The organism is Dactylosporangium sp. NPDC050588, assembly GCF_040654975.1.
Classification (GTDB): Bacteria; Actinomycetota; Actinomycetes; order Mycobacteriales; family Micromonosporaceae; genus Dactylosporangium; species Dactylosporangium maewongense.
In genome coordinates this window covers 1-22486 of the sequence record NZ_JBFAJA010000058.1, presented here as the reverse complement: position 1 = coordinate 22486, position 22486 = coordinate 1, and the positions used below count along the sequence as shown (strand labels likewise).

The 22486-nt window shown below is 73.6% G+C and carries 21 protein-coding genes; 9 read left to right on the top strand and 12 right to left on the bottom strand.

Annotated elements, in window-relative coordinates:
* Nucleotides 1-28: 28 nt before the first annotated feature.
* The 4 genes from AB0I21_RS34875 to AB0I21_RS34860 form a co-directional block, all read right to left on the bottom strand.
* Nucleotides 29-1318, bottom strand: a complete 1290-nt coding sequence (locus tag AB0I21_RS34875; RefSeq protein ID WP_360567595.1) for a hypothetical protein — start codon at nucleotides 1316-1318, stop codon at nucleotides 29-31.
* Nucleotides 1305-2549, bottom strand: coding sequence for a hypothetical protein (locus AB0I21_RS34870; RefSeq protein ID WP_360567593.1), 1245 nt, complete (start codon nucleotides 2547-2549; stop codon nucleotides 1305-1307). The genes AB0I21_RS34875 and AB0I21_RS34870 overlap by 14 nt, the downstream gene beginning before the upstream one ends.
* A gap of 155 nt (nucleotides 2550-2704) precedes the next feature.
* A complete protein-coding gene (locus AB0I21_RS34865) occupies nucleotides 2705-6283 on the bottom strand; it encodes a BTAD domain-containing putative transcriptional regulator (RefSeq protein ID WP_360567592.1) in 3579 nt (1192 codons plus the stop codon).
* Nucleotides 6284-6445: 162 nt separating this feature from the next.
* Entirely contained in the window at nucleotides 6446-7051 is a 606-nt protein-coding gene (locus AB0I21_RS34860) for a VOC family protein (protein WP_360567590.1), read from the bottom strand.
* Nucleotides 7052-7277: 226 nt separating this feature from the next.
* Between AB0I21_RS34860 and AB0I21_RS34855 the strand changes: the two genes are divergently transcribed.
* The 3 genes from AB0I21_RS34855 to AB0I21_RS34845 all read left to right on the top strand — a co-directional run bounded on the left by AB0I21_RS34855 (nucleotide 7278) and on the right by AB0I21_RS34845 (nucleotide 9022).
* Entirely contained in the window at nucleotides 7278-7997 is a 720-nt protein-coding gene (locus AB0I21_RS34855) for a response regulator transcription factor (protein WP_360567589.1), read from the top strand.
* Between the two features lie 72 nt (nucleotides 7998-8069).
* Entirely contained in the window at nucleotides 8070-8420 is a 351-nt protein-coding gene (locus AB0I21_RS34850; protein ID WP_360567587.1) for a DoxX family protein, read from the top strand.
* A 128-nt stretch (nucleotides 8421-8548) separates the two neighbouring features.
* Complete coding sequence (locus AB0I21_RS34845) at nucleotides 8549-9022, top strand: hypothetical protein (RefSeq protein WP_360567585.1); 474 nt, start codon at nucleotides 8549-8551, stop codon at nucleotides 9020-9022.
* Between the two features lie 20 nt (nucleotides 9023-9042).
* Here AB0I21_RS34845 and AB0I21_RS34840 read toward each other — a convergent pair whose 3' ends face one another.
* Together AB0I21_RS34840 and AB0I21_RS34835 are read right to left on the bottom strand one after the other, a co-directional pair.
* A complete protein-coding gene (locus tag AB0I21_RS34840) occupies nucleotides 9043-9519 on the bottom strand; it encodes a hypothetical protein (RefSeq protein ID WP_360567584.1) in 477 nt (158 codons plus the stop codon).
* Nucleotides 9520-9638: 119 nt separating this feature from the next.
* The gene (locus tag AB0I21_RS34835) at nucleotides 9639-10775 is read right to left on the bottom strand and encodes a cellulose binding domain-containing protein (protein ID WP_360567582.1); all 1137 of its coding nucleotides are present in this window, start codon (nucleotides 10773-10775) and stop codon (nucleotides 9639-9641) included.
* Between the two features lie 330 nt (nucleotides 10776-11105).
* Here AB0I21_RS34835 and AB0I21_RS34830 point away from each other — a divergent pair, with 330 nt between their 5' ends.
* Entirely contained in the window at nucleotides 11106-11465 is a 360-nt protein-coding gene (locus tag AB0I21_RS34830) for a PadR family transcriptional regulator (protein WP_360567580.1), read from the top strand.
* A complete protein-coding gene (locus tag AB0I21_RS34825) occupies nucleotides 11462-12847 on the top strand; it encodes a permease prefix domain 1-containing protein (RefSeq protein ID WP_360567578.1) in 1386 nt (461 codons plus the stop codon). Before AB0I21_RS34830 ends, AB0I21_RS34825 begins: the two co-directional genes overlap by 4 nt.
* Here AB0I21_RS34825 and AB0I21_RS34820 read toward each other — a convergent pair.
* The gene (locus AB0I21_RS34820) at nucleotides 12840-14324 is read right to left on the bottom strand and encodes a HAMP domain-containing sensor histidine kinase (protein WP_360567576.1); all 1485 of its coding nucleotides are present in this window, start codon (nucleotides 14322-14324) and stop codon (nucleotides 12840-12842) included. The two genes, AB0I21_RS34825 and AB0I21_RS34820, sit on opposite strands and share 8 nt — an antisense overlap.
* Nucleotide 14325: 1 nt before the next feature.
* Nucleotides 14326-15003 (bottom strand): response regulator transcription factor, encoded by a 678-nt coding sequence (locus AB0I21_RS34815; protein WP_360567574.1) that lies wholly within the window; start codon nucleotides 15001-15003, stop codon nucleotides 14326-14328.
* Between the two features lie 154 nt (nucleotides 15004-15157).
* Here AB0I21_RS34815 and AB0I21_RS34810 point away from each other — a divergent pair, with 154 nt between their 5' ends.
* The 4 genes from AB0I21_RS34810 to AB0I21_RS34795 all read left to right on the top strand — a co-directional run bounded on the left by AB0I21_RS34810 (nucleotide 15158) and on the right by AB0I21_RS34795 (nucleotide 19158).
* The gene (locus AB0I21_RS34810; protein ID WP_360567572.1) at nucleotides 15158-16204 is read left to right on the top strand and encodes an ABC transporter ATP-binding protein; all 1047 of its coding nucleotides are present in this window, start codon (nucleotides 15158-15160) and stop codon (nucleotides 16202-16204) included.
* On the top strand, nucleotides 16201-17106 hold the full coding sequence (locus AB0I21_RS34805; RefSeq protein ID WP_360567570.1) for an ABC transporter permease: 906 nt from the start codon (nucleotides 16201-16203) through the stop codon (nucleotides 17104-17106). The genes AB0I21_RS34810 and AB0I21_RS34805 overlap by 4 nt, the downstream gene beginning before the upstream one ends.
* 5 nt (nucleotides 17107-17111) lie before the next feature.
* The gene (locus tag AB0I21_RS34800; RefSeq protein WP_360567568.1) at nucleotides 17112-17585 is read left to right on the top strand and encodes a hypothetical protein; all 474 of its coding nucleotides are present in this window, start codon (nucleotides 17112-17114) and stop codon (nucleotides 17583-17585) included.
* A gap of 151 nt (nucleotides 17586-17736) precedes the next feature.
* Nucleotides 17737-19158 (top strand): SMI1/KNR4 family protein, encoded by a 1422-nt coding sequence (locus AB0I21_RS34795; RefSeq protein ID WP_360567566.1) that lies wholly within the window; start codon nucleotides 17737-17739, stop codon nucleotides 19156-19158.
* A gap of 799 nt (nucleotides 19159-19957) precedes the next feature.
* On the opposite strand, the gene AB0I21_RS34790 is transcribed toward AB0I21_RS34795, so the two are convergent.
* The 4 genes from AB0I21_RS34790 to AB0I21_RS34775 form a co-directional block, all read right to left on the bottom strand.
* Nucleotides 19958-20596 (bottom strand): hypothetical protein, encoded by a 639-nt coding sequence (locus tag AB0I21_RS34790; RefSeq protein ID WP_360567564.1) that lies wholly within the window; start codon nucleotides 20594-20596, stop codon nucleotides 19958-19960.
* Between the two features lie 140 nt (nucleotides 20597-20736).
* Complete coding sequence (locus AB0I21_RS34785) at nucleotides 20737-21459, bottom strand: nucleotidyltransferase domain-containing protein (protein WP_360567563.1); 723 nt, start codon at nucleotides 21457-21459, stop codon at nucleotides 20737-20739.
* A gap of 185 nt (nucleotides 21460-21644) precedes the next feature.
* Nucleotides 21645-21860: a zinc-ribbon domain-containing protein gene (locus AB0I21_RS34780; protein ID WP_360567561.1), complete on the bottom strand. Its 216-nt coding sequence runs from the start codon at nucleotides 21858-21860 to the stop codon at nucleotides 21645-21647.
* The coding region (locus tag AB0I21_RS34775) for a hypothetical protein (protein ID WP_360567559.1) at nucleotides 21854-22486 on the bottom strand (633 nt) is incomplete at its 5' end. The genes AB0I21_RS34775 and AB0I21_RS34780, both read right to left, overlap by 7 nt.

Below are 22486 nucleotides of genomic sequence, written 5' to 3'. Positions count from 1 at the left end.
CCGTGCGGGTTCCCCTGCCGCTGCTGCGTCAGGCCGCGGCCGACCGGTTGACGGCGACCGCGGGCGCGTACTCGCTCTGCACGAGCTGGCCCTTGCCGCCGGCGGTGAGCGGGATCCGGTCGCTGAGCCGCATCTCCAGCGGCAGGTCGCCGCCGGCCCGCTCCCGCAGCGTCCGCGCGGCGCCGGCCAGGACGGTCTCGGGGGCCAGCGTGCCGTCCGGCACCACATGGACGCGGATCGTCCCGGCCGCGTCCTGCCGCACGAACATCTCCGCGACGCCCGGCTCGTACATCGCGACCCCCAGGAACACGTCGCCGAAGACCTTCCGGCCGTCCGGCAGGACCACGGCGTCGTTCATCCGTCCGCTGGTCAGCTTCAAGGTGCGGAACCGCCGGCCGCACGCGCACGGGTCCGGCTGGATCGCGCCGAGGTCGCCGAGCGCGTAGCGGACCAGCGGCATCGCGCGCTCGCCGAACGCGGTCACCACCACCTGCCCCTCCTCGCCGTCGGGCAGCACGGTCCCGTCCTCGGCGACGATCTCGACGAGCACGCGGTCCTCGGCCAGGTGCGCCCCGCCGCGGTGGCACTCGAAGGAGATGTTCAGCGTCTCGTACGCGGAGTATTCGTCGCGGACCGGCACCCCGAGGCGCTCCTCGAGCATGGCCCGGCACGCCGGCACCAGCAGCTCCGACTCCGTCAGCACCAGCCGCAGGTTCTTGCGCAGCGCGGCCCGCTGCTCCTCGGTCATCGTCCGCACCAGCTCGCGCAGGTGCACCGGATAGCCGATCAGCACCTTCGGGCGGTACGCCAGCAGCCCGGCGACCCAGTCGGCCGGCGGCGTCGTGGTCAGGATGACGTGCCGGCGGAACAGGCCCACCTTCTCCACCAGACGGCCCGGCATCGGGAACGGCTTGAGGTGCGCGAGCCGGTCCCAGGGCAGGTAGCGGCGGGTCGCGAAGAACCGGCGGACGCACGCGGCCATGTGGTAGTCGTGCGCGTTCATGTCGTGCCAGCCGGTGACCCGGTGCCCGGTGGTGCCGCTGCTGGAGAACTCCACGCATCCGCCCGTGTCGACGCCGTCCGCGACGAACTCCCGGCTGGGCGTGGCGCGCATGACCGCCTTGGTCAGCAGCGGCAACCGGGCCAGGTCCTCGACACCGGCAAGCCGCGGCAGCCTGCCACGGTAATACGGCACGTGCGCGTTCGCGTGGGCGAGGAACCGGTTCAGCCGGCGCAGCTGGAACCGCCGCAGTCCTGACCGGGTGCCGTACTGCCGCAGCAGCGTCACCGGCACGTACGCCATCTCACGCAGCAACATGGACGTCCTCCTCGACGGGCGTGCGGCGGGCCGGCCGGGCGCGCTTGCCCAGCCGGACGTGGAGCGTGGCGGCCTGCGCGATCTCCGCGGCGGCGAGCGCGATCAGCAGACCGACGCCGCCGGTGTACGGCACGGCGACGAGCCCGGTGACCGCCGCGGCGGCCAGACCCATGGCGGCGGCCAGGCCGGTGATCCGGGGTGACCGCGCGTCGGAGTTCTCCACCAGGTAGCCGGCGAAGATGGTCGCCACCAGCATCGGGGTCCGGGCGGCGAACAGCACCGCCCACAGCACCACACCCTGGCGGGCGTCGGTGGCGGACACCAGTACACCTGCGGCGGCGACATACGCGAGATCCGCGGCGATCACCCAGCGCGTGATCCGCCGGGCCGCGTCCCTGCCCGCCGCGCCGCGGGCGCCGAGCAGCCGCACCGACGCCCACGGGGTGTAGACCCGCAGCAGGTACAGCAGGAAGTTGATCCCGGCGGACCAGACGACGTCGACGGCGACCAGCGGCCCGACCTGCTCCTTCCACGCCGACACCGTCAGCAGCGCCACCAGGACGCCGGAGCACAGGTACATGCACACCTCAGGGCCGCCCATCAGCGCCACCGTGCACCAGATCCGCCGCAGGAACGCCGGCCGGTGCCGGATGGCGAGCGACGGCCGGCCGAGCCGCACCAGCAGCAGCAGGCACAGCACGGTCTCGGTGCCGACGAGCGTGGCGACGTACCCGAGCGGGCCGAGCCCGAGCGCGACCAGGCCGAGCAGCACTCCCTGGACGACGGTCAGCAGGAAGAACGCGCGGGCGTCGTACCACGGCCGGCCCACCGCCCGATGCAGCCCCACCAGCAGCAGCAAGGTCCCGGTCATCGTGCACAGCGCCGCGACACCCACAAACACCGCGACCGGCCCGCCCGGCGCGACGAGCGCGGCGACCACGAACGCGACGAGCGGCGGCACCGGCAGCACCCACAGCAGCGCGGCGGCGGCACGGAGGATGAGCGGGCCGGTCCGCGGCGCCCGCGGCAGCAGCTTCAGCACCGTCTTCTCAGGCCCGGAGACGAGCAACGCGACGACCCACGAAAAGATGGCGACGGCGCCCGCGTAGGTCGCGTACCGCTCGGTGCCCCACAGCGGCAGCAGCGCGACGGTCGCCACCAGCTGCGCGGCCCGGTACGCCCCACGGCCCGCGAGCAACGAGACGACGGTCCGCACCCCGATCCGCTCCATCCCGTCCAGTCTCCACACCCCATGGGCATCCGTCTATGCGTGCGGGCTGCGGTCCGTCGGATTCTGGTTTGTCGGTTCTGGCCGATCGGGCATTGGTTCGTCGGCCATTGGTTCGTCGGGCCTTGGTTCGTCGGGCCTTGGTGCTTCGGGCCGCTCTACACGGCGTGCGCGGTGTTCGCCGTGTGCCTGCCGCCCTCGGCAATTTCGGGATTGTCATTACCGGTAATCGCGGTCTTCGCGCGGGCGACCGGTGCGTCGGGGTGGCCGAGCGCGTCGAGCAGCGCGGCGGCGCACAGCCAGGCGGTGCGGGCCTCGGCGGTCCGGCCGAGTGCGGCGTACGTGTCGCCCAGGTGACCCGTCACGACCGCCTCCTGGTAGCGGTCGCCGTGCTCACGCAGCAGCGCCGCGGCGCGCCGGTAGCAACCGACCGCCTCATCGGGCATGCCGCTGCGGTGCCGGGAGTACGCCAGAGTATCCCACGTGATGCCCTCGCCGTGCCGGTCGCCGAGCCGGCGGTGCAGCTCGATCGCCTGGGCGCAGCAGGCGAGCGCCTGCTCGTGCTCGCCGAGGTGCGCGAGGTGCCAGCCGAGCGCGTTGAGGGTCTGCGCGCGCCCGTGGTCGTGGCCGGCCGCCTCGAACATCGCCAGGGCCCGCCGGTCGTCCGCCAACGCCCGGCCCGGCTCGCCCTGCCACGCCGACACCCGGGCCAGCCCCCGGAACGCGAACCCCTGCCCGGCCAGGTCTCCGAGCCGCCGCGACGCCGCGAGCGCCACACGCAGCTGGTCCCGCGCCTGGTCGAAGCAGCGCAGCCAGGTGTACGCCCGGGCCAGCCCCCGCAGCGAGTGCGCGATCGCGGCGTCGTCGCCGAGCCGCCGCGCCGACCGCAGCGCGGTGCGGTGCACGTCGGCCTGGGCGTGCCAGTCGCCGCGCTGGTCGAGCACGTACACCAGCGCCCACGCCAGCTGCCACGCGTGCCGGTCGAACCCGGCGCCGGCCGCGTACCGGACGGCGGACGCCAGCACCTGGTCCTCCGCCGCGAACCATGCCAGCGCCGCCCGCCGGTCCGGACACGTCCACGCCCCGACCCCGGGCAGCGGGTCCCGCAACGGCTCCAGCCGCAGCGCCGCCGCACAAGCCTGCCGCACGTAGTGGTCGAGCAGCCGCTCCACCGCCGGCCGCGCGCCGTCGGTCCCTGCGGCGAGCTCCATCCCGTACAGGCGGACCAGGTCATGCATCCGGAACCGCCCGGGCGTCTCTTCGGCGAGGAGGTTCGCGTCGAGCAGCTCCCGGACCGCGGGCCGCAGCGCCTCCGGCCCGCACCCGCTCATGCTGGCGGTCGCCCCCGCGCCGATGTCAGGCCCGGGCGCGAGGCTCAGCCGTCCGAACAGCGCGCCCGCCGCCGCCGACAGGTGCCGCACCGACCCGGCGATGGCCGCGCGCAGGCTGACGGCAAGGTCCCCGGCGTCGAGCGCGTCCAGCCGGGTCCGCCGGGCCCGCAGCTCGTTCACGAGCGTGGCGAGCCGGCAGTGCGGGTCGGTGGCAGCCCGCGCCGCGACAATTCCCAAAGCCAGCGGCAGCCCGCCGCACAGGGGCAGCAACGCCCGGACCGCCTCCGGCTCGGCCTCGGCGCGCGCCGCCCCGAGCCGCGCCCGTAGGAGGTCGGCCGCGTCCGGATCGGTCATGCACTCGAGCGTGACCGGATGCGCGCCGTGCGCCGCGACGAGCCCGGTCAGCCGCCGCCTGCTGGTCACCAGCACCGCGACCGTCGGCGTCCCCGGCAACAGCGGCACCACCTGCGCGCTGTCGTGAGCGTTGTCCAGCAGCACCAGCATCCGCCGGTGCGCCACCAGCCTCCGGTACAGCATCGCCTGCTCGTCCGCCCCCGCCGGCAGCGCATCCGCGGCGACCCCGAGCGCGGTGAGGAACATCCGCGTCGCGACCGACGGGCACAGCGGCTCCCCGGCCGGATCGAACCCGCGCAGGTTCACGTTCAACTGCCCGTCGGGAAACATCCGCCGGTGCTCATGCGCCCACCGCAACGCCAACCACGTCTTGCCGATCCCGCCGGCCCCACCGATGACGACAATCCCCCTGGTCGCGTTCGCCGCGTCGGTACCGTCATCGCCGGCCTTCCCGAGGTCACCCCCTCGGGTGGCGCCCCGCAACGCCGACGTCAGCTCCGCAAGCTGCGCCTGCCGCCCACTGAACACCCCCGGCGACCCCAACACCCCCGGCACGCTCGCACCCCCGAGCCCCGCCGGCAATACCTGAATCCCGCGCCCATCCTGCACGCTGCCCTCGCCCTGCGTGCTCGACGCCTCGCGCCCACCGTGCGGGTCGACCGTCGCGGGCGTGCTCGACGCCTCGTGCCCACCGTGCGGCCCTACCGTTGCCGGCGTGCTCGGGGAGCCGGGCGCTTCCTGCACGCCGGGTGTGCCGGCCGTGTTCGGTTCGCCGGACGCCCGTTGCCCGCCGGGTAAGGCGGACGCATCCCGCAAAGCCCGCGCACTGTGCACGACAAGCGGGTGAAGCATGTGCGCTCCGCCGACACCGCTCGACCTACCAGCTGCGATCGACCGGTTCGCTGCGCCCGGCCCGCCGGCAGTGGCAGACCCGCTGGCGGTGCTCGATCCGTCGGTCGTGGTCGATCCGTCGGTTGTGCTCGATTCGCCTGCTGCGGCCGACCCTCTCAGGGGGCCCTGCCGGCTGGGGCTGCCGTCCACGTCCATCGGACCCTGTGCGGCCGGGCGGTCCGCCGCGTCGTTGACCGCCCCCGCCGCCGGTATGCATGGTCCGGGCTCGTCCACCTGTATGGTCGGGGTGCCGGGTGTCTCCGCTGCGAGCGGAGCGCTCCGGGAGTTCCGCCTGACGGGCAGGTGGGCGGTGGGTTGCTGGTCGCTGGTTATGGCAATCCCGTTGGTGGCGGGCGTCTGCGGGTCATTACCGATTAGTGGATTGCTGGTAATGGCAATGGTGGAAAGCGGTGGGGACAGGGCCGGGTCGGCCTGCAGGATCTGGCGGTGCAGGCGGCGCAGCTGCTCGCCGGGCTCGATGCCGAGCTGGCCGGCCAGCTGCCGCCGCAGCACATCGTAGCGGCCGAGCGCCTCGCCGCGGCGTCCGCAGCGGTAGAGCGCCAGCATCGCCGACGCCGTGACCACCTCGTCGAGCGGGTCGGCGTCCGCGCGGTCGAGCAGGCCGTCGACGACCGACGCGTGCCGTCCGAGCCGCAGCGCGAGATCGTCCCGGCGCTGTTCGGCGGTCCGCCGGCGGCGGTGGAGGTCGCGGCGGACCGAGCTCAGCCAGGGGGTGTCGAGGCAACCGAAGGCGTCACCGGTCCACAGGCGCAGCGCCTCGTCGAGCAGCGAGGCCGCCGCCGCGACGTCGTCGGTGCCGGCCGCGCGGCGGACGAGATCGTCGAAGAGGTGCAGGTCCACGGCGAGCGGGTCGATCTGCACCACGTACCCGGACGGCCGGCGCACGACCGTCCACCCACCGGGCGCCAGGCTCTGCCGTAGCCGCGACACGTAGCTGTACAGCGCCTCCCGCGGGTGGCGGGGGAGCCGGTCGCCCCACGCCCGGTCCAGCAGCACGTCGGCGGGGACCGGGCGCCCGGGCTCGACCAGCAGCGCCGCCAGCACGCACCGCTGCCGCTCGTGCCCGATGTCGACGTCCACAGCCTCGCCGCGTTCGCCGTCGGTCCACGCCCCGACGTCGCCCAGCAACCGGATTCGCATCACCCGCATTCACCTCCCGTTGCCATGACGCACGTGCATCTCGGCCTTGCGGGAGCCCTGTGTCGAGAAGCCGACGGGGTTCAAACGGCCGCTGCCGGCGCGGCGGCGGTCACACCGCCGAACCGGCGCCGGCCACGAGCACGGCGAACGCCCGGCTTGCCGTCAGGCGTCGAGACCCGCGGCGCGGGCCATGTGGGCGGCGTACCAGGACGGCCAGTCGTCGTCGTGGTGGCCGAGCTCCTTCTCGTACTCGCCGTGCGCGGTGGCCGCGTCCCGCAGCGCCTGCTCGACCTCGGCGACCGACTCGTACACGACGTGGCTGACCCGACCGGGCTGCCGGGAGGTGACCTCCTGCAGCACGAACGCGTTGCCGTCGGGGTCCTCGAAGGACAGGAACGAGCCGTACGACTGCCGCTGCGGATGCGGTCCCGCGACCCGGGCCGTCGTGCCCGCGTGATGGAACACCCCACCCGCGTCGTGGAACACCTCGCTCACCGCGACCCCGCGCGCCACCAGGTCGTCGTGCGCGGCCACGATGTCGTCGACGACCAGGTGCACGCCCTTCGCCGACCCGGGCGCCGCGTCCGTCACGCCGGACCCGACGATGATCGACGCGGCCGAGCCGGGCGGGGTGAAGTGCACCACCCGGAACCCTTCCGGCCCGCTGAAGTCGACGTCCTCCCGGAACCCGATCCGCGTGTAGAACTCCTTCGCCCGGTCCACGTCCGAAACCGGCAGCACCACGATTTCGAGCTTGTAGTCGACCATGCTGTCCCGCTCCTTCTTGCCGTACCCCCGCGATGCCCCGCGGCATCTGCTGAAGACTGTCGCGCGGAAGCGCCCGGGGTCGCCCCAGTGGAGGACCCTGGCGGGCACCCGGGTCGGCCCCCGTGCACACCGGCGGCGCGCAGCAGGGTGGAAGTCCGGAACGGTACTGCGACATGTCGGGCGTTCGGAGACAGGCCCGAAACAATGATGGGGGACGCTGCATGGCGTGGAGATCCTGGTGGTGACGGGTATGCAGCCGGTGGGGCGGGTGTTGCCGGCGTTGGACCTGCTGACGCACGGTCGGCGGGTCGCGGGATACGACGTGCAGGCGTGCCTCACCGGGACCGAGCCGGACGTGGTGCTGGTCGACGCGCGCCGGCAGCTGGCGGAGGCGCGGGCCTTCTGCCGGGCGGTGCGCGGTTCGGCGGTGCGGACACCGGTCGTCGTGGTGGTCGAGGAGGCGGGGCTGGTCGCCCTCGCCGCAGACTGGGGCTTCGACGACGTGGTGCTGGCCGGCGCCGGCCCGGCCGAGATCGACGCGCGGCTGCGGCTCGTGACGCAGGCGGCGGCGGTCGCGGCGAAGGCGGCCACGAGCGTGATCACGGCGGGTGCGCTGCACATCGACCCCGACACGTATGCGGCGAAGCTCAAGGGCCGGGCGCTGGACCTCACGTACAAGGAGTTCGAGCTGCTGCGGTTCCTGGCGCGGCACCCGGGCCGGGTCTACACCCGCGACCAGTTGCTGCGGGAGGTTTGGGGGTTCGACTATTTCGGCGGCCACCGGACCGTCGACGTCCACGTGCGGCGCCTGCGGGCGAAGCTCGGCAGCGAGTACGAGTCGATGATCGGCACCGTGCGCCAGGTCGGCTACACGCTGGTCCTGCCGCCCCGTCCCGAGCTCGAGCCGCTGGCCGAGCAGACGGAGCCGGTGTTACAGCGGGCGTGACCCGGTAGGAGCTGTGCGGCGGGTCACATCGGAGCGTGTCACGTTCCGGTGGGGCGGCACGTCAGACAGCGCATGTTCGCAACCTATGTCACGCTCACGATCGTCGCCGCGTTCCTCAGCGGGAGCGCCGCCGTCACGTACCTCATCGGCCACGACTACCCGAAGGCCCAGGCGGAGATGAAGCGCCTGCCGCAGTCCTGGGTGCCGCGGCTGGGAGCGACCCTCGCCGCCGGGTCGCTGGGGCTGCTCGCCGGGTTCGCGGTGCCGATCGTCGGGACCCTGGCCGCGGCCGGCCTGGTGCTGTACTTCACCGGGGCGCTGATCGCGCACCTGCGGGTCGGGTCGCGGCAGCTCGTCGGGTGGGCGGTGTTCTTCGTGACGATGGTGGCCACGCTCGTCGTGAACGTGGCCTACCACTGGTGACCGGCGGCGCCATGGTCCGCACACCATGAGCGCGCCACCCACTCTCACCACCTCCAGCGTATGGCGGCCCGCGACCATCCGACGACCGAACGCGAAACACCTTTGCCGCGGCGGGTACGGTGCCCCGCATGGGGATGTACCTCGTCGACGTCCGGCCCGGGAACTGGGAGTACGCGACGCAGTTCGACCGGGCCCTCGCGGAGCGGGGGCTCGGTGCGTACCCGGGGCCGCGCCAGGAGACAGCGGACCGCTTCGAGGAGAAGCTGTCACCGCCGATGGACGGCTTCGCCGACCTGTGCGAGCGGCACGGCGCCACGGACGTGCTGGAGGCCGCCCTGTTCGTGCCGGTGCCGTTCGACGGCCTGATCACCCTGCCGGTCGGCAACGCGTACGACGACGAGCGCACGGTGGTGCTCAGCTCGCACCGGCTCCGGGACCTGGTGGCGCCGCTCGTCGCCGACGTCCGTCTGCCGTCGCCCCTGCCGCGCGGCCCGCTCGCGCTCGTTACCGGCATCGACGATCCGGTTGCGTTCTATGTGGCGATGTACCGGCAGGCGGCCGAGCACTCGCTGCGGCACGGCTGCCCGCTCACGTACATCTGAGGTCTCCCGACCGGCCCAGGTCACGGGCGGGCGGCTCCGGCTGCGGGCCGTCCGTCCTGGTTCCGGGCCTCGATCGCCGCGACGGTGCTGCGCAGCGCTTTGCGCAGCTGCCCCTTGGCGACGCTGCCGAGCAGGACGCCGATGATCCGGCCCTTGAGGTTCCTGCCCTCGCGGACCACGACCGCGTCGACGGCGGTGGTGCCGTCAGGGCGCCTGGTCAGCGTGTACGTGTGGCCCGACGCGCCGCCCCACACGTTGGAGTCGGTGGTCCGCATCGTCACACGGTGCGGGTCGGACCAGTCGTAGCGCAGGCGTTCCCACACGCCGCCCGAGCCCTCGGTGACGTCGGCGTGGTCGGGGCCGAGCTCGTGCACCTTCAGGTACTCGTCGGAGCTGGCGGGGAACAGCCGCTGGCGGCCCGGGCCGAAGTCGGTGAGGCCGGCGACGAACTGCTCCGGCGTCGCGGTGGTGGTCTCGCTGAGGTGGATGGTGGACATGTCGCGCTCCTGTTCGTCGGCTGCCGACAACCGCATCGGCTGACGACAGCGTGCCCGGCCCGGGTGGTCCTTCGGACCCGTGGAACACCCGGGCCGGCACACTGGTGACACTGGACCGCTCAGGCGAACGCGCAGGTGACCGCCGGCGCGGGGTTCGTGGTGGTCCAGCTCGCGATGAACCCGAACGACGTGGACCCGCCGGCCGGCAGCGCACCGTTGTAGGCGGCGTTGCGTGCCGTGGCGACCGCGCCCGCCTGCGTGACGGTGGCGTTCCAGGCCTGGCTGACCTGCTGCCCGCCGCTGAACGTGAGCGTCGCCGTCCACGCCGAGGACGCCGCCGCCGACGCGTTCCGGACGGTGACCTCACCCTGGAACGCGCCGCTCCACTGCGAGACGAGCTTGTACTCGGCGACGCACTTCGCGCCGCCGGCGGACGGCGACATGGACGGCGACCGGGACGCGGAGGCCGACGCCGACGGTGACACCGACCGGGACGGTGACGGCGAGGCCGACCGGGAACCGGACGGTGACGGCGTGACGCCCGAGAGGACCTGCGTCACAGCCGGGAACCAGCGATCAGCCATCTTCTGGAAGCCGGCGTCGTTGGGGTGCACGCCGTCGCCGGTGTCCGTGGCCGCGTCGAACCCGGTCCACAGGTCCGCGACGACGATCGGCGACTGCGCGGTCGTCAGCCCCGCCGCCCACCCGGGGATCGCCGCGTTCAGCGCGACCACGTCCGCCGGGCACGTCGCGCACGCCGACGCGCTCATCGGGATGATCTGCGCGACCACGATCCGCACCGCCGGGTTCTGCGCCCGCATCTGGCCGACCAGCTTCGTGAACGCGGCCAGCTTCGTGGCGGTCGGGATGTACCCGCCCCACATGTCGTTCGTGCCGAGATGCATCAGCACGACGTCGGGCCGGGCCGCGGCCAGCCACGGCGGCAGCTGGTTGTTGTCGGCGATCCCGGTCGCCGAGAACCCGCCGTGACCCTCGTGGTCGAAGTCGTAGGCGTACCCGGGATTGCACCCGCCGCCGTCGGACACCCCGCCGACGAAGTCGATGTTGGTGTATCCGCTGGTCTGCAGCCGGTGCCACAGCTTGGCCCGCCAGCACCCCGGCCCGGCGGTGATCGAGTCGCCGAGCGGCATGACCCGCACGGCCGCCGCCGCCGACACGGCCGGACGGGCAACGACGAAGGACGCCGCGACGAGGAACGCGGCGAGGGTGGCGTACATGATGGAACGCAGCGACATGAGAGCACACTTCCTAGGCAAGACGGACGTGCAACAGCACCTGCCCGGCTCCCATGGCATCGCGCGCCGTCGATGCTACCGCACCCTGCCCTCGCGTCATCGTCCGCGGCGCCGGCACGGTGTGCCGCCATGGGCGCTCTCGGGCTCCACCTCGGCCTCACGATCCCGCCGGCCGGTGCGCCTGCGACGCCTGCCAGAACCTCCGCTACTTCCGCGACCTGCCCCGCGCCCGCGGCCAGCACGAGTAGCGACCCACCGTCATGCCATTGTGGACGGTCTTACCTAGCAGTACTATGCATCATACTTCTAGGGTATCCAGGGGTGGTCCCGGTGAAAGTGGCGAAGGACCTTGTCGCGGCGTCGGCGACTCCGATGGTGCTCGGGATTCTCGCTGAGGGCGACAGCTACGGCTACGCCATCCTCAAGCGGATCAACGAGCTGTCCAGCGGGGAGCTGGACTGGACCGAAGGGCTGCTGTATCCGTTGCTGCACCGCCTCGAACGGCTCGGGCACGTCGAGTCGAACTGGAAGGCGGTGACCGGCGAGCGGCGGCGCAAGTACTACCGGATCACCGAACAGGGGCTCGCGGAGCTGGCGGAGCAGCGGCGGCAATGGGACACGGTCGTCGACGCGTTGCGGGAAATCTGGCGGGCCCCGCTGGCCGTCGCGCCGGTGGAGTGCCCGTCATGACCGACTTCGAAGCGTTGGACGGGCCCGACGAGGCCTTGGAAGCGCAGATCGCGCAGTGGCGGGAGTACGTCGAGCGGCGGCGCGAACTGAAGACCGCCGACGCCGACGAGCTCGAGGACCACCTCCGCGGATCCGTCGACGAGCTGGTCGAGGCCGGGTTGAGCGGCGACGAGGCGTTCCTGGTCGCGGTCAAGCGGATGGGCAGCCTCGACGAGCTGTCCCGCGAGTTCGCCCGGGAGCACTCCGAGCGGCTGTGGAAGCAGCTGGTGCTGACCGGCCCGGACGGCGCGGTCGCGGGCGAGACGGGGTCGCGGAAGACGCTGTGGGTGATGGCCGGCTGCGCGGCCGGGGCGGCGGCGACGTTCAAGCTGCCGGAGCTGTTCGGGGCCGACCTCGACGAGGACGGCCTGTTCTACGCGACGAACATCAGCCTGTTCGCGCTGCCGTGGCTCGCCGGGTTCCTCGCCTGGCGGCGGCGGGCCCGGCCAGGGCTGATCGCACTGATCGCCGCGCTGTTCGTGCTCGGCGCGGTCGCCGCCAACGTCTACCCGCTGGACGAGGGGTCCCAGTCGCTGGTCATCACCGCCATCCACCTGCCCATCGCGCTCTGGCTGGTCGTCGGGCTGGCGTACGTGGCGGACGACTGGCGCTCGACCCGCCGGCACATGGACTTCATCCGGTTCACCGGCGAGGTGGTCATCTACTTCGTGCTCATCGCGCTCGGCGGCGTGGTGATGGTCGCGTTCATGGTCGGCACGTTCAAGGCGATCGGCGTCCAGCCGGAGCGGTTCATCGTCGAGTGGCTGGTCCCGTGCGGCGCGATGGCGTCGGTCGTCGTGGCCGGGTGGCTCGTCGAGGCGAAGCAGAGCGTCGTGGAGAACATCGCGCCGGTGCTGACCCGGCTGTTCACGCCGCTGTTCACGGCGGTGCTGATCGCGTTCCTGGTCGCCGTCGGGGTGACCGCGGCCCGCATCGACGTGGAGCGTGAGGCGCTGATCCTGTTCGACCTGCTGCTGGTCGTGGTGCTGGGGCTGCTGCTGTACTCGATCTCGGCGCGGGACCCGCTCGCCCCGCCCGGGCTGTTCGACAAGCTGCAGCTCGCGCTGGTCGTGAGCGCCCTGGCCATCGACGCGCTGGTGCTGATCGAGATCACGGGCCGGGTCACCGAGTTCGGCACCACACCCAACAAGGCCGCGGCGCTGGGCGAGAACGTGATCCTGCTGGTCAACCTGGCCTGGTCGGCGCACCTGCTGCTGCGGTTCATCCGGCGGCAGGGCCGGTTCGCGGCGCTGGAGCTGTGGCAGACCCGCTTCCTGCCGGTGTACGCGGTCTGGGCGTGGGCCGTGGTCCTGATCTTCCCGCCGGCATTCGCCTTCATGTAAGTCGGCCGGTGCCCGGTTCGGGTGCCGCGGGCAGCAGCACGGTGATCGTGGTGCCTGCACCGGGGTGGGTGCACGGGACCCCGGTGGGCTGCGGGTGATGGTGTTCTGAGCCGGAACACCAGCGCAGCCACCCGCCGTGCGCGGTGACGATGGCGTCGACGAGGGACAGGCCGAGGCCGGTGCCGGGGGTGGTGCGGGCGGCGTCGGCACGGGCGAAGCGCTCCGCGGCGTGCGGCAGGAACTCGGCCGGCATGCCGGGGCCGGCGTCGTGGACGGTGAGCCGCACCCAGCTGTCGGTCGCGGAGACGGCGACGGTGACAGGTGCCGCGCCGTGTCGCAGGGCGTTGTCGAGCAGGTTGGTGAGGATGCGGTCGACGCGGCCCGGGTCGATGCGGACCGGCGGCGCGAGGCCGAGGTCGGTGCGAACCGCGTCGTCGGTGAGGCCGGCGGCGGTGCGGTACCGCCGTACGGTCGGCGCGACCGTGAGAGCGAGGTCGGTCGGCGGAGCGTCCGCCGCGGGTGCGGGCTGCACGCCGACGTCCAGGAGGGAGTCGGCGAGGGCGATGAGCCCGGCGGTGTCCGCGGCGGCGGCCCGCAGCGCCTCCTCCAGCTCGGCGGCGGGGCGTGGACGTCGCAGGGCCAGCTCGAGTTCGGCGGCGAGCAGGGTGAGCGGCGTGCGCAGCTCGTGGCTGGCGTCGCTGACGAAGCGCCGCTCCCGCTCCAGGGCCGCGTCCAGCGCGGTGAGCATGTCGTTGAGGGTGCGACCGAGGCGGGTGAGCTCGTCGTCGCCGGCGGGGACGTCCAGGCGGACACCGGCGGCGCCGTCGGTGATGCGGGCGGCCTGGGCACGGTACCGCTCGACCGGGTCGAGCGCGGCCCGCGCGAGACGGTAACCGACGAACGAGGCGACCGCCAGGGCCGCGAGGTTCGCGAGCGCGAGCTGGGCGATGAGCTCCCGGAGGGCCTCGTCGCGCTGGTCGCGGCGCACGGCGACCACCACGACGGCCGGCCGCCCGGCCGCCGGTGCCGGGTCGGTGGACAGCGGGGTGGCCAGCACCCGTAACGGTTCGGGGCTGATCGGCAGCAGCGTGCCGTGATCGGCGCGGACCGGGCCGCGTCGCGCGGCCGTGACCTGCCCGGCGGTGAGCAGCGGCCGCCCGGCCAGGCCCGGGCTGGCCTGCAGGACGGTCCCGGCAGGGTCGAGGATCTCGTACAGGCCGCCGGAGACGACCGCGGGGTTGCGCGGGCCGAGCGTGCCGTCGTGCAGGGCGGCCGTGACCGCGGCGCTCTCGGCGGCGAGGTCCGCGTCGAGGCGGCGGTCGAGGGCGTACTGCACCCGCAGGTACACGAATCCGCCTGCCCCGGTGAGCACGACCAGCATGGCCGCGGCGAACCCGGCGATCAGCCGGACCCGCACCGGCAGCCGCCGCCACCGCACCGACCCGCGCGCCGTCTCGGCCGCCACCTCAGCCGCCACCTCAGCCGCCGTCCGGGCGTAACCGGTAACCGGCGCCGCGCAACGTCTCGATGGCGTGCCGCCCGAACGGCTTGTCGACCTTGCCGCGCAGGGTGGCGATGTACACGTCGATGACGTTGGAACGCAGGTCGGTCTCGCCGTCCCACACCTCGTCGAGGATCTGGTACCGCGTGACGCACTGCCCGGCCCGCGCCATGAGCAGCGCGAGGATGTCGAACTCCCGGGCCGACACGTCGATCTCGGTGCCGCCGCGCGCGACCCGGCGGGCAGCGGGGTCGAGGGTGAGGTCGCCGGCCGTGAGCGTGGCCGCGGCCGCGTCGGCGCTGCGCCGGTGCAGGGCCCGCAGCCGGGCGAGGAGCTCGTCGAACGAGAACGGTTTGGTGAGGTAGTCGTCGGCGCCCGCGTCGAGGCCCGCCACCCGGTCGGGGACCTCACCGCGGGCGGTGAGCATCAGCACCGGCACCCGGTGCCCGGCCTGCCGCAGCCGCTGGCAGACAGCGACGCCGTCCAGGCCGGGCAGCATCACGTCGAGGACCACGGCGTCGAAGTGGCCACCCGCCGCGGCGAGCAGCCCGTCCGGGCCGGTGAACCGGGTCTCGGTGTCGTGGCCGGCCTCGGTCAGGCCGCGGGCGAGCAGCTGAGCGAGGCGCCGCTCGTCCTCCACCACCAGTACGCGCATGCCGCCCAGTGCATCACGCAGCCGTGGGCGTTCATCCGCTTTTCATCTTCGGCGGCCTGCCGTCCGATGGCCGGGTGGTGCGCGGCCCGCATGATCTGCGGCCTGCCGTGCGGCTTCATGTCTGTTTCATGTCGCCTCCGTACCGTCGGCGGCCATGAGCGATGTGCTGGCGGTCAACGCCGTCGACCTCACCAAGACGTTCGGCCCGCTGACCGCGGTCGACCACATCAGCCTGCAGGTCGCCCAGGGCGAGGTCTACGGCGTCCTCGGCCCCAACGGCGCCGGCAAGACCACCGTTCTGCGCATGCTGTTCGGCCTCATCCGCCCCGACAGCGGCGTCCTCGAGGTGTTCGGCCGTTCCTGGCCCCGCGACGGGGTGCGGACCCTGGACGGGGTGGCCGGCTTCATCGAGAGCCCGAAGCTGTACCCCGGCCTGTCCGGACGGCGCAACCTTCAGCTCCTCGCGGGCCTCGACGGTCTGGACGGCGCGACCGCGACCCGGCGGGTCGACGAGGTCCTCGACGCCGTCGACCTGCTCGGCCGGGACCGGGAGAAGGTCCGCGGCTACTCCTTCGGCATGCGCCAGCGCCTCGGCGTGGCCGCCGCCCTGCTCCGCGCGCCCCGCCTGCTGGTCCTGGACGAGCCCGCCAACGGCCTCGATCCCGCCGGCATCCGCGACATGCGCGCCCTCGTCAAACGCCTCGCCGGAAGCGGCATGACGGTCCTGCTGTCCAGCCACGACATGGCCGAGGTCGAGCAGATCTGCGACGACGTCACCATCATGCGCACCGGCCAGGTCGTCTACCACGGCTCCATCGCCGGCCTGCGCGACCGGGCGCCGGCCCCGGCGCACCGGCTGACGACCACCGACGACGACCGCGCCGCCGCCCTCGCGGGCGCCCGCGGCCTGGAGGCCGAGCCGGCCGCCGGCGGCCTCGCGGTCCGCGGCGACGAGAAGGCGCTCGACGCGTTCATCGCCGACCTCGTCGGCGCCGGGATCGGGCTGCGCGGCCTGGCGATGTCCGAGACACCCCTGGAGGCGCTGTTCTTCATGCTCACCGAGCGCGCGCCAACCGCGTCCGCCGCGTCCGCCGCGTCCGCGGCGCCGACTGCGTCCACCGGGCCCGTGGCGCCGACTGCGTCCACCGCGCCCGCCGCCGACCAGGCCCGTCACGCCGTCACGTCCGGGGCCCGCCGATGACCCACGCCGCCACCGGCCACGACGCCGCCACCGGCCACAGCGTCGCCGCCGTCGCGACGCACACCGCCGGCCACCACGCGCAGGCCCGCCGCCCCGGCACCCTGACGGTGCTGCGCTGGGAGGTCGCGAAGCTCGCCGCGCACGCCCGCGCCCGCTACCTCCTGCTGGGCTGCTTGATCGTCCCGCCGGTCATCGTGGCCGTGTTCACCGGCCAGCAGCCGCCGTCGGACACCATCTACGGCCGGCACATCCACGAGAGCGGCCTCGCCGACGCGCTGCTCATCCTCGCCTTCGCCCACCAGTGGCTGCTGCCGCTGCTGGCGTCGCTGGTCGCCGGGGACATCTTCGCCAACGAGGACGGCCACGGCACCTGGAAGACCATCCTGACCCGCTCGGCGAGCCGCGGCCAGATCTTCGCCGCCAAGACGCTCACCGCCGCCGGCTTCAACCTCCTAGCGCTGCTCGTCCTCGCCGCCAGCACGATCGCGGGGAGCCTGCTCATCGTCGGCACCCAGCCGCTGCCCGGCCTGTCGGGGCAGCTCATCCCGGCCGGGACCGCCCTGCCACTGGTCGCCGCGGCCTGGGCGACGGCGATCGCGCCGCTGCTCGGCTTCACCGCGCTGGCTCTGCTGCTGTCGGTACTGTCGCGCAATCCCACCGCCGGGGTCGCCGCGCCGGTCGTGCTCGGCTTCGCCATGCAGCTGCTGTCCACGCTCGGCGGCCTCGACCTGGCCCGGCGGCTGCTGCTCACCACGGGCTTCGAGGCCTGGCACGGCCTGTTCACGCAGCAGCGGTTCACCGGCCCGATCGTGCAGGCGGGCGCGGTCGCCGCCGGCTGGGCCGTCGGGTGCCTGCTCATCGGCTACCTGGCGCTGCGCCGCCGCGACGTCATCGGAGGCTGACCGACATGCACCGCACCACATTGCCCATCCGCCGGCTCGGCCCGACCACGGCCGTCCTCGCCGTCGTCGCGGCCGTGTTCGCCGCCACCGCCGGCCACGGCGGCGAGGACATCACCAAGCCCCGCCTCGAACACGCGATCGCCCCGACGTTCGCCAACCTCTACGTCCAGCGCTCCACGATCCTCGGCAAGACCGGCGTCACCGTCGCCTCGATCGACGCGCACGCCGCCTGCGACCGCGGCGGCCCGAAGGTGCCCGACACCGGGCCCGGCGCCAACTGGATCTGCATGATCACGTTCACCGACGACGCCGGCCAGCGGCAGGAGGGCAAGTTCGAGGTCACGGCCAACGCCGACGCCACCTACGTCGCCGGCGGCCCGTCCAAGCTGGTCGGCCTGGCCACCATCACCGACACCCGCGGCGTCGACGTGACCAACCCGGCGTTCGAGTTCGACGGCGCGTTCGACCCTGACAGCTGACCGGCGCCGCGGGCACATGACGTGGCTGCGGCCGGTGAGCCGGTCCCCGGGCGACCCGGCCGCGGCCACCTTCCCGGATTGTCGCGGCTTATGATCTCGTGCCATGGCGGCGGACGGGGTGGCTGAGGCATTCGAGCGGTTCGCTCGGCGCATGTACGAACAGGCACCCGACGGCTGGCACACGGCGGTCCTGTCGGCCGACATCGTGCGCAACGGCCACGGCGGCGAAGGGGTCCGCTACCTCCGAGAGGACGGCACCGGCATCTACCAGCCGTCGATGGACCACCGGGCGGTCGGACCGGCCCTCGTCGAACTCTTCCACGAGCTCGCCGCCGGCGAACGGTTCCGCAACGTGCTGGCGCACCTCACCCTCGACGCCGCCGGCCGGTTCGACGCGGCCGCCCGGTTCAACCTGCGCGGCGCCAACGTCGGCAGCACCTACACCGCGGTGCTCCGCGACGGCATGCCCCCGGAGTCGCTCGACCCGGAGCCCGTGGTGGCGGACCCCTCGTACGCCGGCGACCCCGACCGGTCCGTGGCGCTCCTGCGCGCGCTGGACCAGGCGGACCTCAACCCGCCGGCCACCGAGGAAGCCATCGCCGCGGCCGAGGCGGCGCTCGGCTTCCCGCTCCCGCCGGACCTGCGCGCGCTCTACACCGTCGCCGACGGCGGCGGCGACGACATCATGGACGGCATGCGGTGGCTGACGCTGGCGGAGCTCGGCAACGCCGACCTCACCTCGGCGCCGCAGCCGGGCGGCTGGACGACCCGCTGGGACCGGGTCGTGCTCGACGCCGAGCCGTTCGACACCGTACGCCGGGCCACCGGCCGCCCCGGGTGGATCCCGTTCGCCGAGGACTCCGACGGCAACTTCCTCGCCGTCGACCTGGCGCCGGCCCGGCTGGGCCGCCCCGGCCAGGTCATCCGGATCGGCAACTCCCACTCCGACGGCCCGGAGTACGTGGCCGACTCGGTCACGTCACTGCTCGCCGGAGCCGCCGCCGACCCCGACGCCGACGTCGAACCGGTGGTGGTCGGCCCGCTCAGCCTGCGGCCCACCGCGCAGGCGATGCGGCTGCAGGGGGCCGGCATCGACAGCGCACCGCTGGCCGGGCTGCGCCACCTGCGCCGGCTGTGGTCCAGCGGCCCGATCGACCTCACCCCCGTGCGGCACCTGCCGGTGGAGTGCCTGCAGATCCACCCCGGCAGCTCCCTCGCCCCGCTGGCCGGCCACCCGACCCTGCGGACGCTCACCCTGTGGCCCGGCGCCGCCCCGGTCACTCTCGCCCCGCTGCGCGACGTGCCGAACCTGCACGGCCTCGCCCTGGCCGGCGCCGCCACCGTCACCGACCTGGAGACCATCGCCGAGCTGACCGGCCTGTGGTACCTGGAGCTGTCGTTCGACCAGTGGCAACGAGTCCGTCCGGCGCTCGCCCGCCTCGACAACCTGCACGCGGTGACGCTCGCCGGCCACCCCACCGCCCGCCAGGCGATCGAGTGGCGGTCGTTCTTCGACGCCGGCCCGCACGTCACGGCCCGCCTCTCCCGCACCGCGACCGGCCAGGCCGGCTGAGGCACAGCCAGCCGATCGCGGGGCCCGTCAGGCGCAGCACCAGGTGCTTACGCCGACTGCGGCCGCCGGCGGATTCGCCTGGAACGCGCAGATCCGCTCGATGGTGGTGCGGGCGCATCAGCATGCGGCTCGGGGCGTGACCAGCGGCAGGTGATCAACGGAACCTGCGGAGCGAACCGGACTGGGCCTCCGCGGCGGCACAGGCCGCGGCGGATGGCGCAGCTGCAGGTTGGGGCGGTGGACCGACGACGCGACTTGGGCACGGTTGCAGCAGGTGATCGCGATGGCCGAGGCTGCCGGTGACGTGGACCGGGACGCGCAGGCCGGCTCGACGGTGGCTGCGGGCTAATCAAACATGCGGCTCGGGCCGTGAGAGGCTCGATGCTGCCGGTTCGCAGGCGCGGCAGGGTCTGGGTCACGTTCGCGGGGACTGACGACCAACGTGTTCCCGCGGCCGAAGGACCAGATCGCCAACCGGCAAGGAATGGCGGCCGGGGAGCGGGCGCCGCCGGCGTTGGATCACGCGGCGGCCGGTCACCCAGGTTCGGCCCGGCCCGGTACCGAGCACCGCAACCAGGTCGAACGCAGGTTCGGCCGCCGCAAGCAGTGGCGAAGGCTCGCGAGCAGGTACAACAAGTTCCACGGACGTGGCAGGGACCGGGTTGCCATGGGGGTAACGAAGGGTCGAACGCGGCATCGGTAGAGGTCCGCGCGGGCCCGGCCGTCGCCGGGCCCCGCAGGCAGTCGGCCGGCACGGTGTGGATGCGAGCCGAGCGCCGTCGCGGGTGACCGCCTGAGCCTATCCCGTCACGGATCCTTCCGTCGCGCTGAAGGACCGGAAGCCCTCGATGTACGCGGCGTCCACGGCGGGCGGCGGGAAGCTCTCGTTGTCGGCGAACCAGAGCTCGTTCTCCAACCAGTAGCGGCACAGGAACGCCTCGAACGACTCGCCGCAGAAGACGACCTCCTCCGGTCCGGGCTCGCCGTCCGGGTCGTCCCAGTCCTTCCGGACGTCGGGGTCGTCGTCCGCGGACGGGCCGAAGTGGCTCGGCGAGCACACCACGGCGTGGTCGCTGCCGTCAGCGGTGACGTACAGGTACCAGTACAGGCATCCCTGCTGGTCGGCGAGGAACCGGATCAGATACCCGTCGGCGCCCGGCGCCGCGACGGGTGCGGCGCTGACGTCGACGAAGCACGCCGTGCACGAGCGGATCCTGCGCTGTAACTCGCCGTCGCCGGCGAACTTCACGAACGCCGGCGGCAGCGGCAGGCCCAGCGCCGCACACGCGGACAGCAGCGCGGGGAGCTCCTTCGCCGGGGCCGAGCCGATGCCCCACGCGTCGGGTGCCGGCTGCGCGGCGAGCCACCCCAGGTCCCCGGACATCGCGAACGGCACGGGCGGCAGATCGTCGAACTCATACCTGCCATAGGTGCTCATCGGCGTCCTGCTGACGCCCCACCAGAACGGACGAAACGGCGAATCCTGCGCCAGCACCGAGCACCTCCGAACCACACCCCGAACCCGACGCCGTCAACATAGCGCCCGGGTACGACAAGAATCCGGCGGCGAGCGACCCGCTACCTGGCGGTCGCGGCCCTGCAGGTGCGCCGGGTGTCGCGCCACGCGATCCAGGCCGCCCGCAGCCGGGGCGACACGACCGTCTCCCCGCGGCGGCGGGCGCGCAGCTGCCCGACCAGCCACGCCGGCGCGGCCGCCTGCTCGACGGCGAGGGACTTCGTCAGCAGCTCACCGGTGCGCAGCGCGTGCCGCCCCCGCGCCATCGACGTGAGGCCGAGGTCGATCATGACCGGGCTCAGGAAGATCCACGGCCGCCGCGACGCCCACGCCCAGTAGCCGGTCAGCTCCGCGCGGGCCGCCTCCCGCACGTCGTCGCCGGTCACCGCCGGGAACAGCGCCTGCGGCGCCCGCCCGAACACGGCATACCCGTGGTGCGCCAGCTCGGCCCTGGAGACCAGGGACAGGATTCTCAGCACCAGCAATCCGTGTGTCCACGTCGGGTGTTGTACGCCGATGCCGTCGCGCCGGCCGCCGTCGACGTAGACGCAACCGAGGTCGAGGCCCGCGGCCGTCGTGGCGTCCAGGCGGCGGTGCAGGGCCGCCAGCTGAGCCTGCCGGTCCTCGCCGACGGGGCCGTCGGTGACCGCGACGAGGTCGAGGTCGCTGACGCCCGGCACGTAGTCACCCGTGGCCAGCGAGCCGGCGACCAGCAGGTCGGTGACCCAGCCGAGCGCCCGCAGTTCCTCGCCGAACGCCGCGAGCGCTACCGTGTGGTCGGGCATGTCCAGCGCACCATGTCGGAAGGCCCCCTCAGCTCGCCGGCGGCGCCGTCGTCGTCGACCGTCGTCCCGTCGGCGCTCATCCCGCTGTACAGCATGAGCGCCCGCGACCGGCCGGGCAAACGGCAGCGGTGCCGGCGCGCGACCGATTACCGGTTAGCGGATTGCAGGAAACCGGTAATGGCGACTCAGTGGACGTTGGCGGGGTCCACGTCGCGGGAGGTGCCGCAGGCGGTGCACTGCACAGTGTGCTTCACGCGCAGCGGGATCAGCGGGATGAAGAACAGCGACAGCTTCAGGACCCGCTTGTAGAGCGGGTGGGCGGCCGTGTTGCCGCAGTGGGGGCAGCGCAGGGTCAGGGTACGCAGGTGGGTCACGCGCCAGCCCCAGCCGAAGATCAGCACGCGGCCATCGTAGCGGCGGGGCGGCGGGTCGTGACGGCGGCGGCCGTGAGGGTGAGGGCGGACAGGCAGGCGAGGAAGAGCATCGCCACGTACGGGTCCTGGATCTCGATGCGGCTGTTCGCGAGGTCGTCCGCGGGGGTCAGGGCGGCCGGGACCAGGTCGGGGATGAGGCGCGGCGGGCCGTACACCGACAGGAGCACAACACCGCCGAACACCAGCAGCGGGGCGAGCACGCCGACGGACAGGGCCGCGAGGGCGCCGCCGCGGGCGAGGAGGGTGGCGGCGACGCCGCAGCCGACCGTGAACACGGCGCCGCCGACGTTGGTGGGCAGCGGCGGGAACGCGACCTGCAGCGCCAGCCAGACCCCGGCGGCGGCGCACGCCGCGGCGACGCCGACGGCCAGGGCGCGGCCGGTGACGGCGGTGCGGGCGGCGGTCAGGGCGAGGAACCCGATCAGGTAGCTGGTCAGGAGCACCGCGAAGATCGGCACGGCGGTGCGGGCCTGCTCGTCGGGTGGGCCGTGGTGGCCCGCGCCTGCGGCGAACGCCGCGGTCAACGCGGCGATCAGCAGGCAGCCGCCGGCGCGGACGGCGCGGGCGGTCCGGCCGGCGGCGACCGGGCCGAG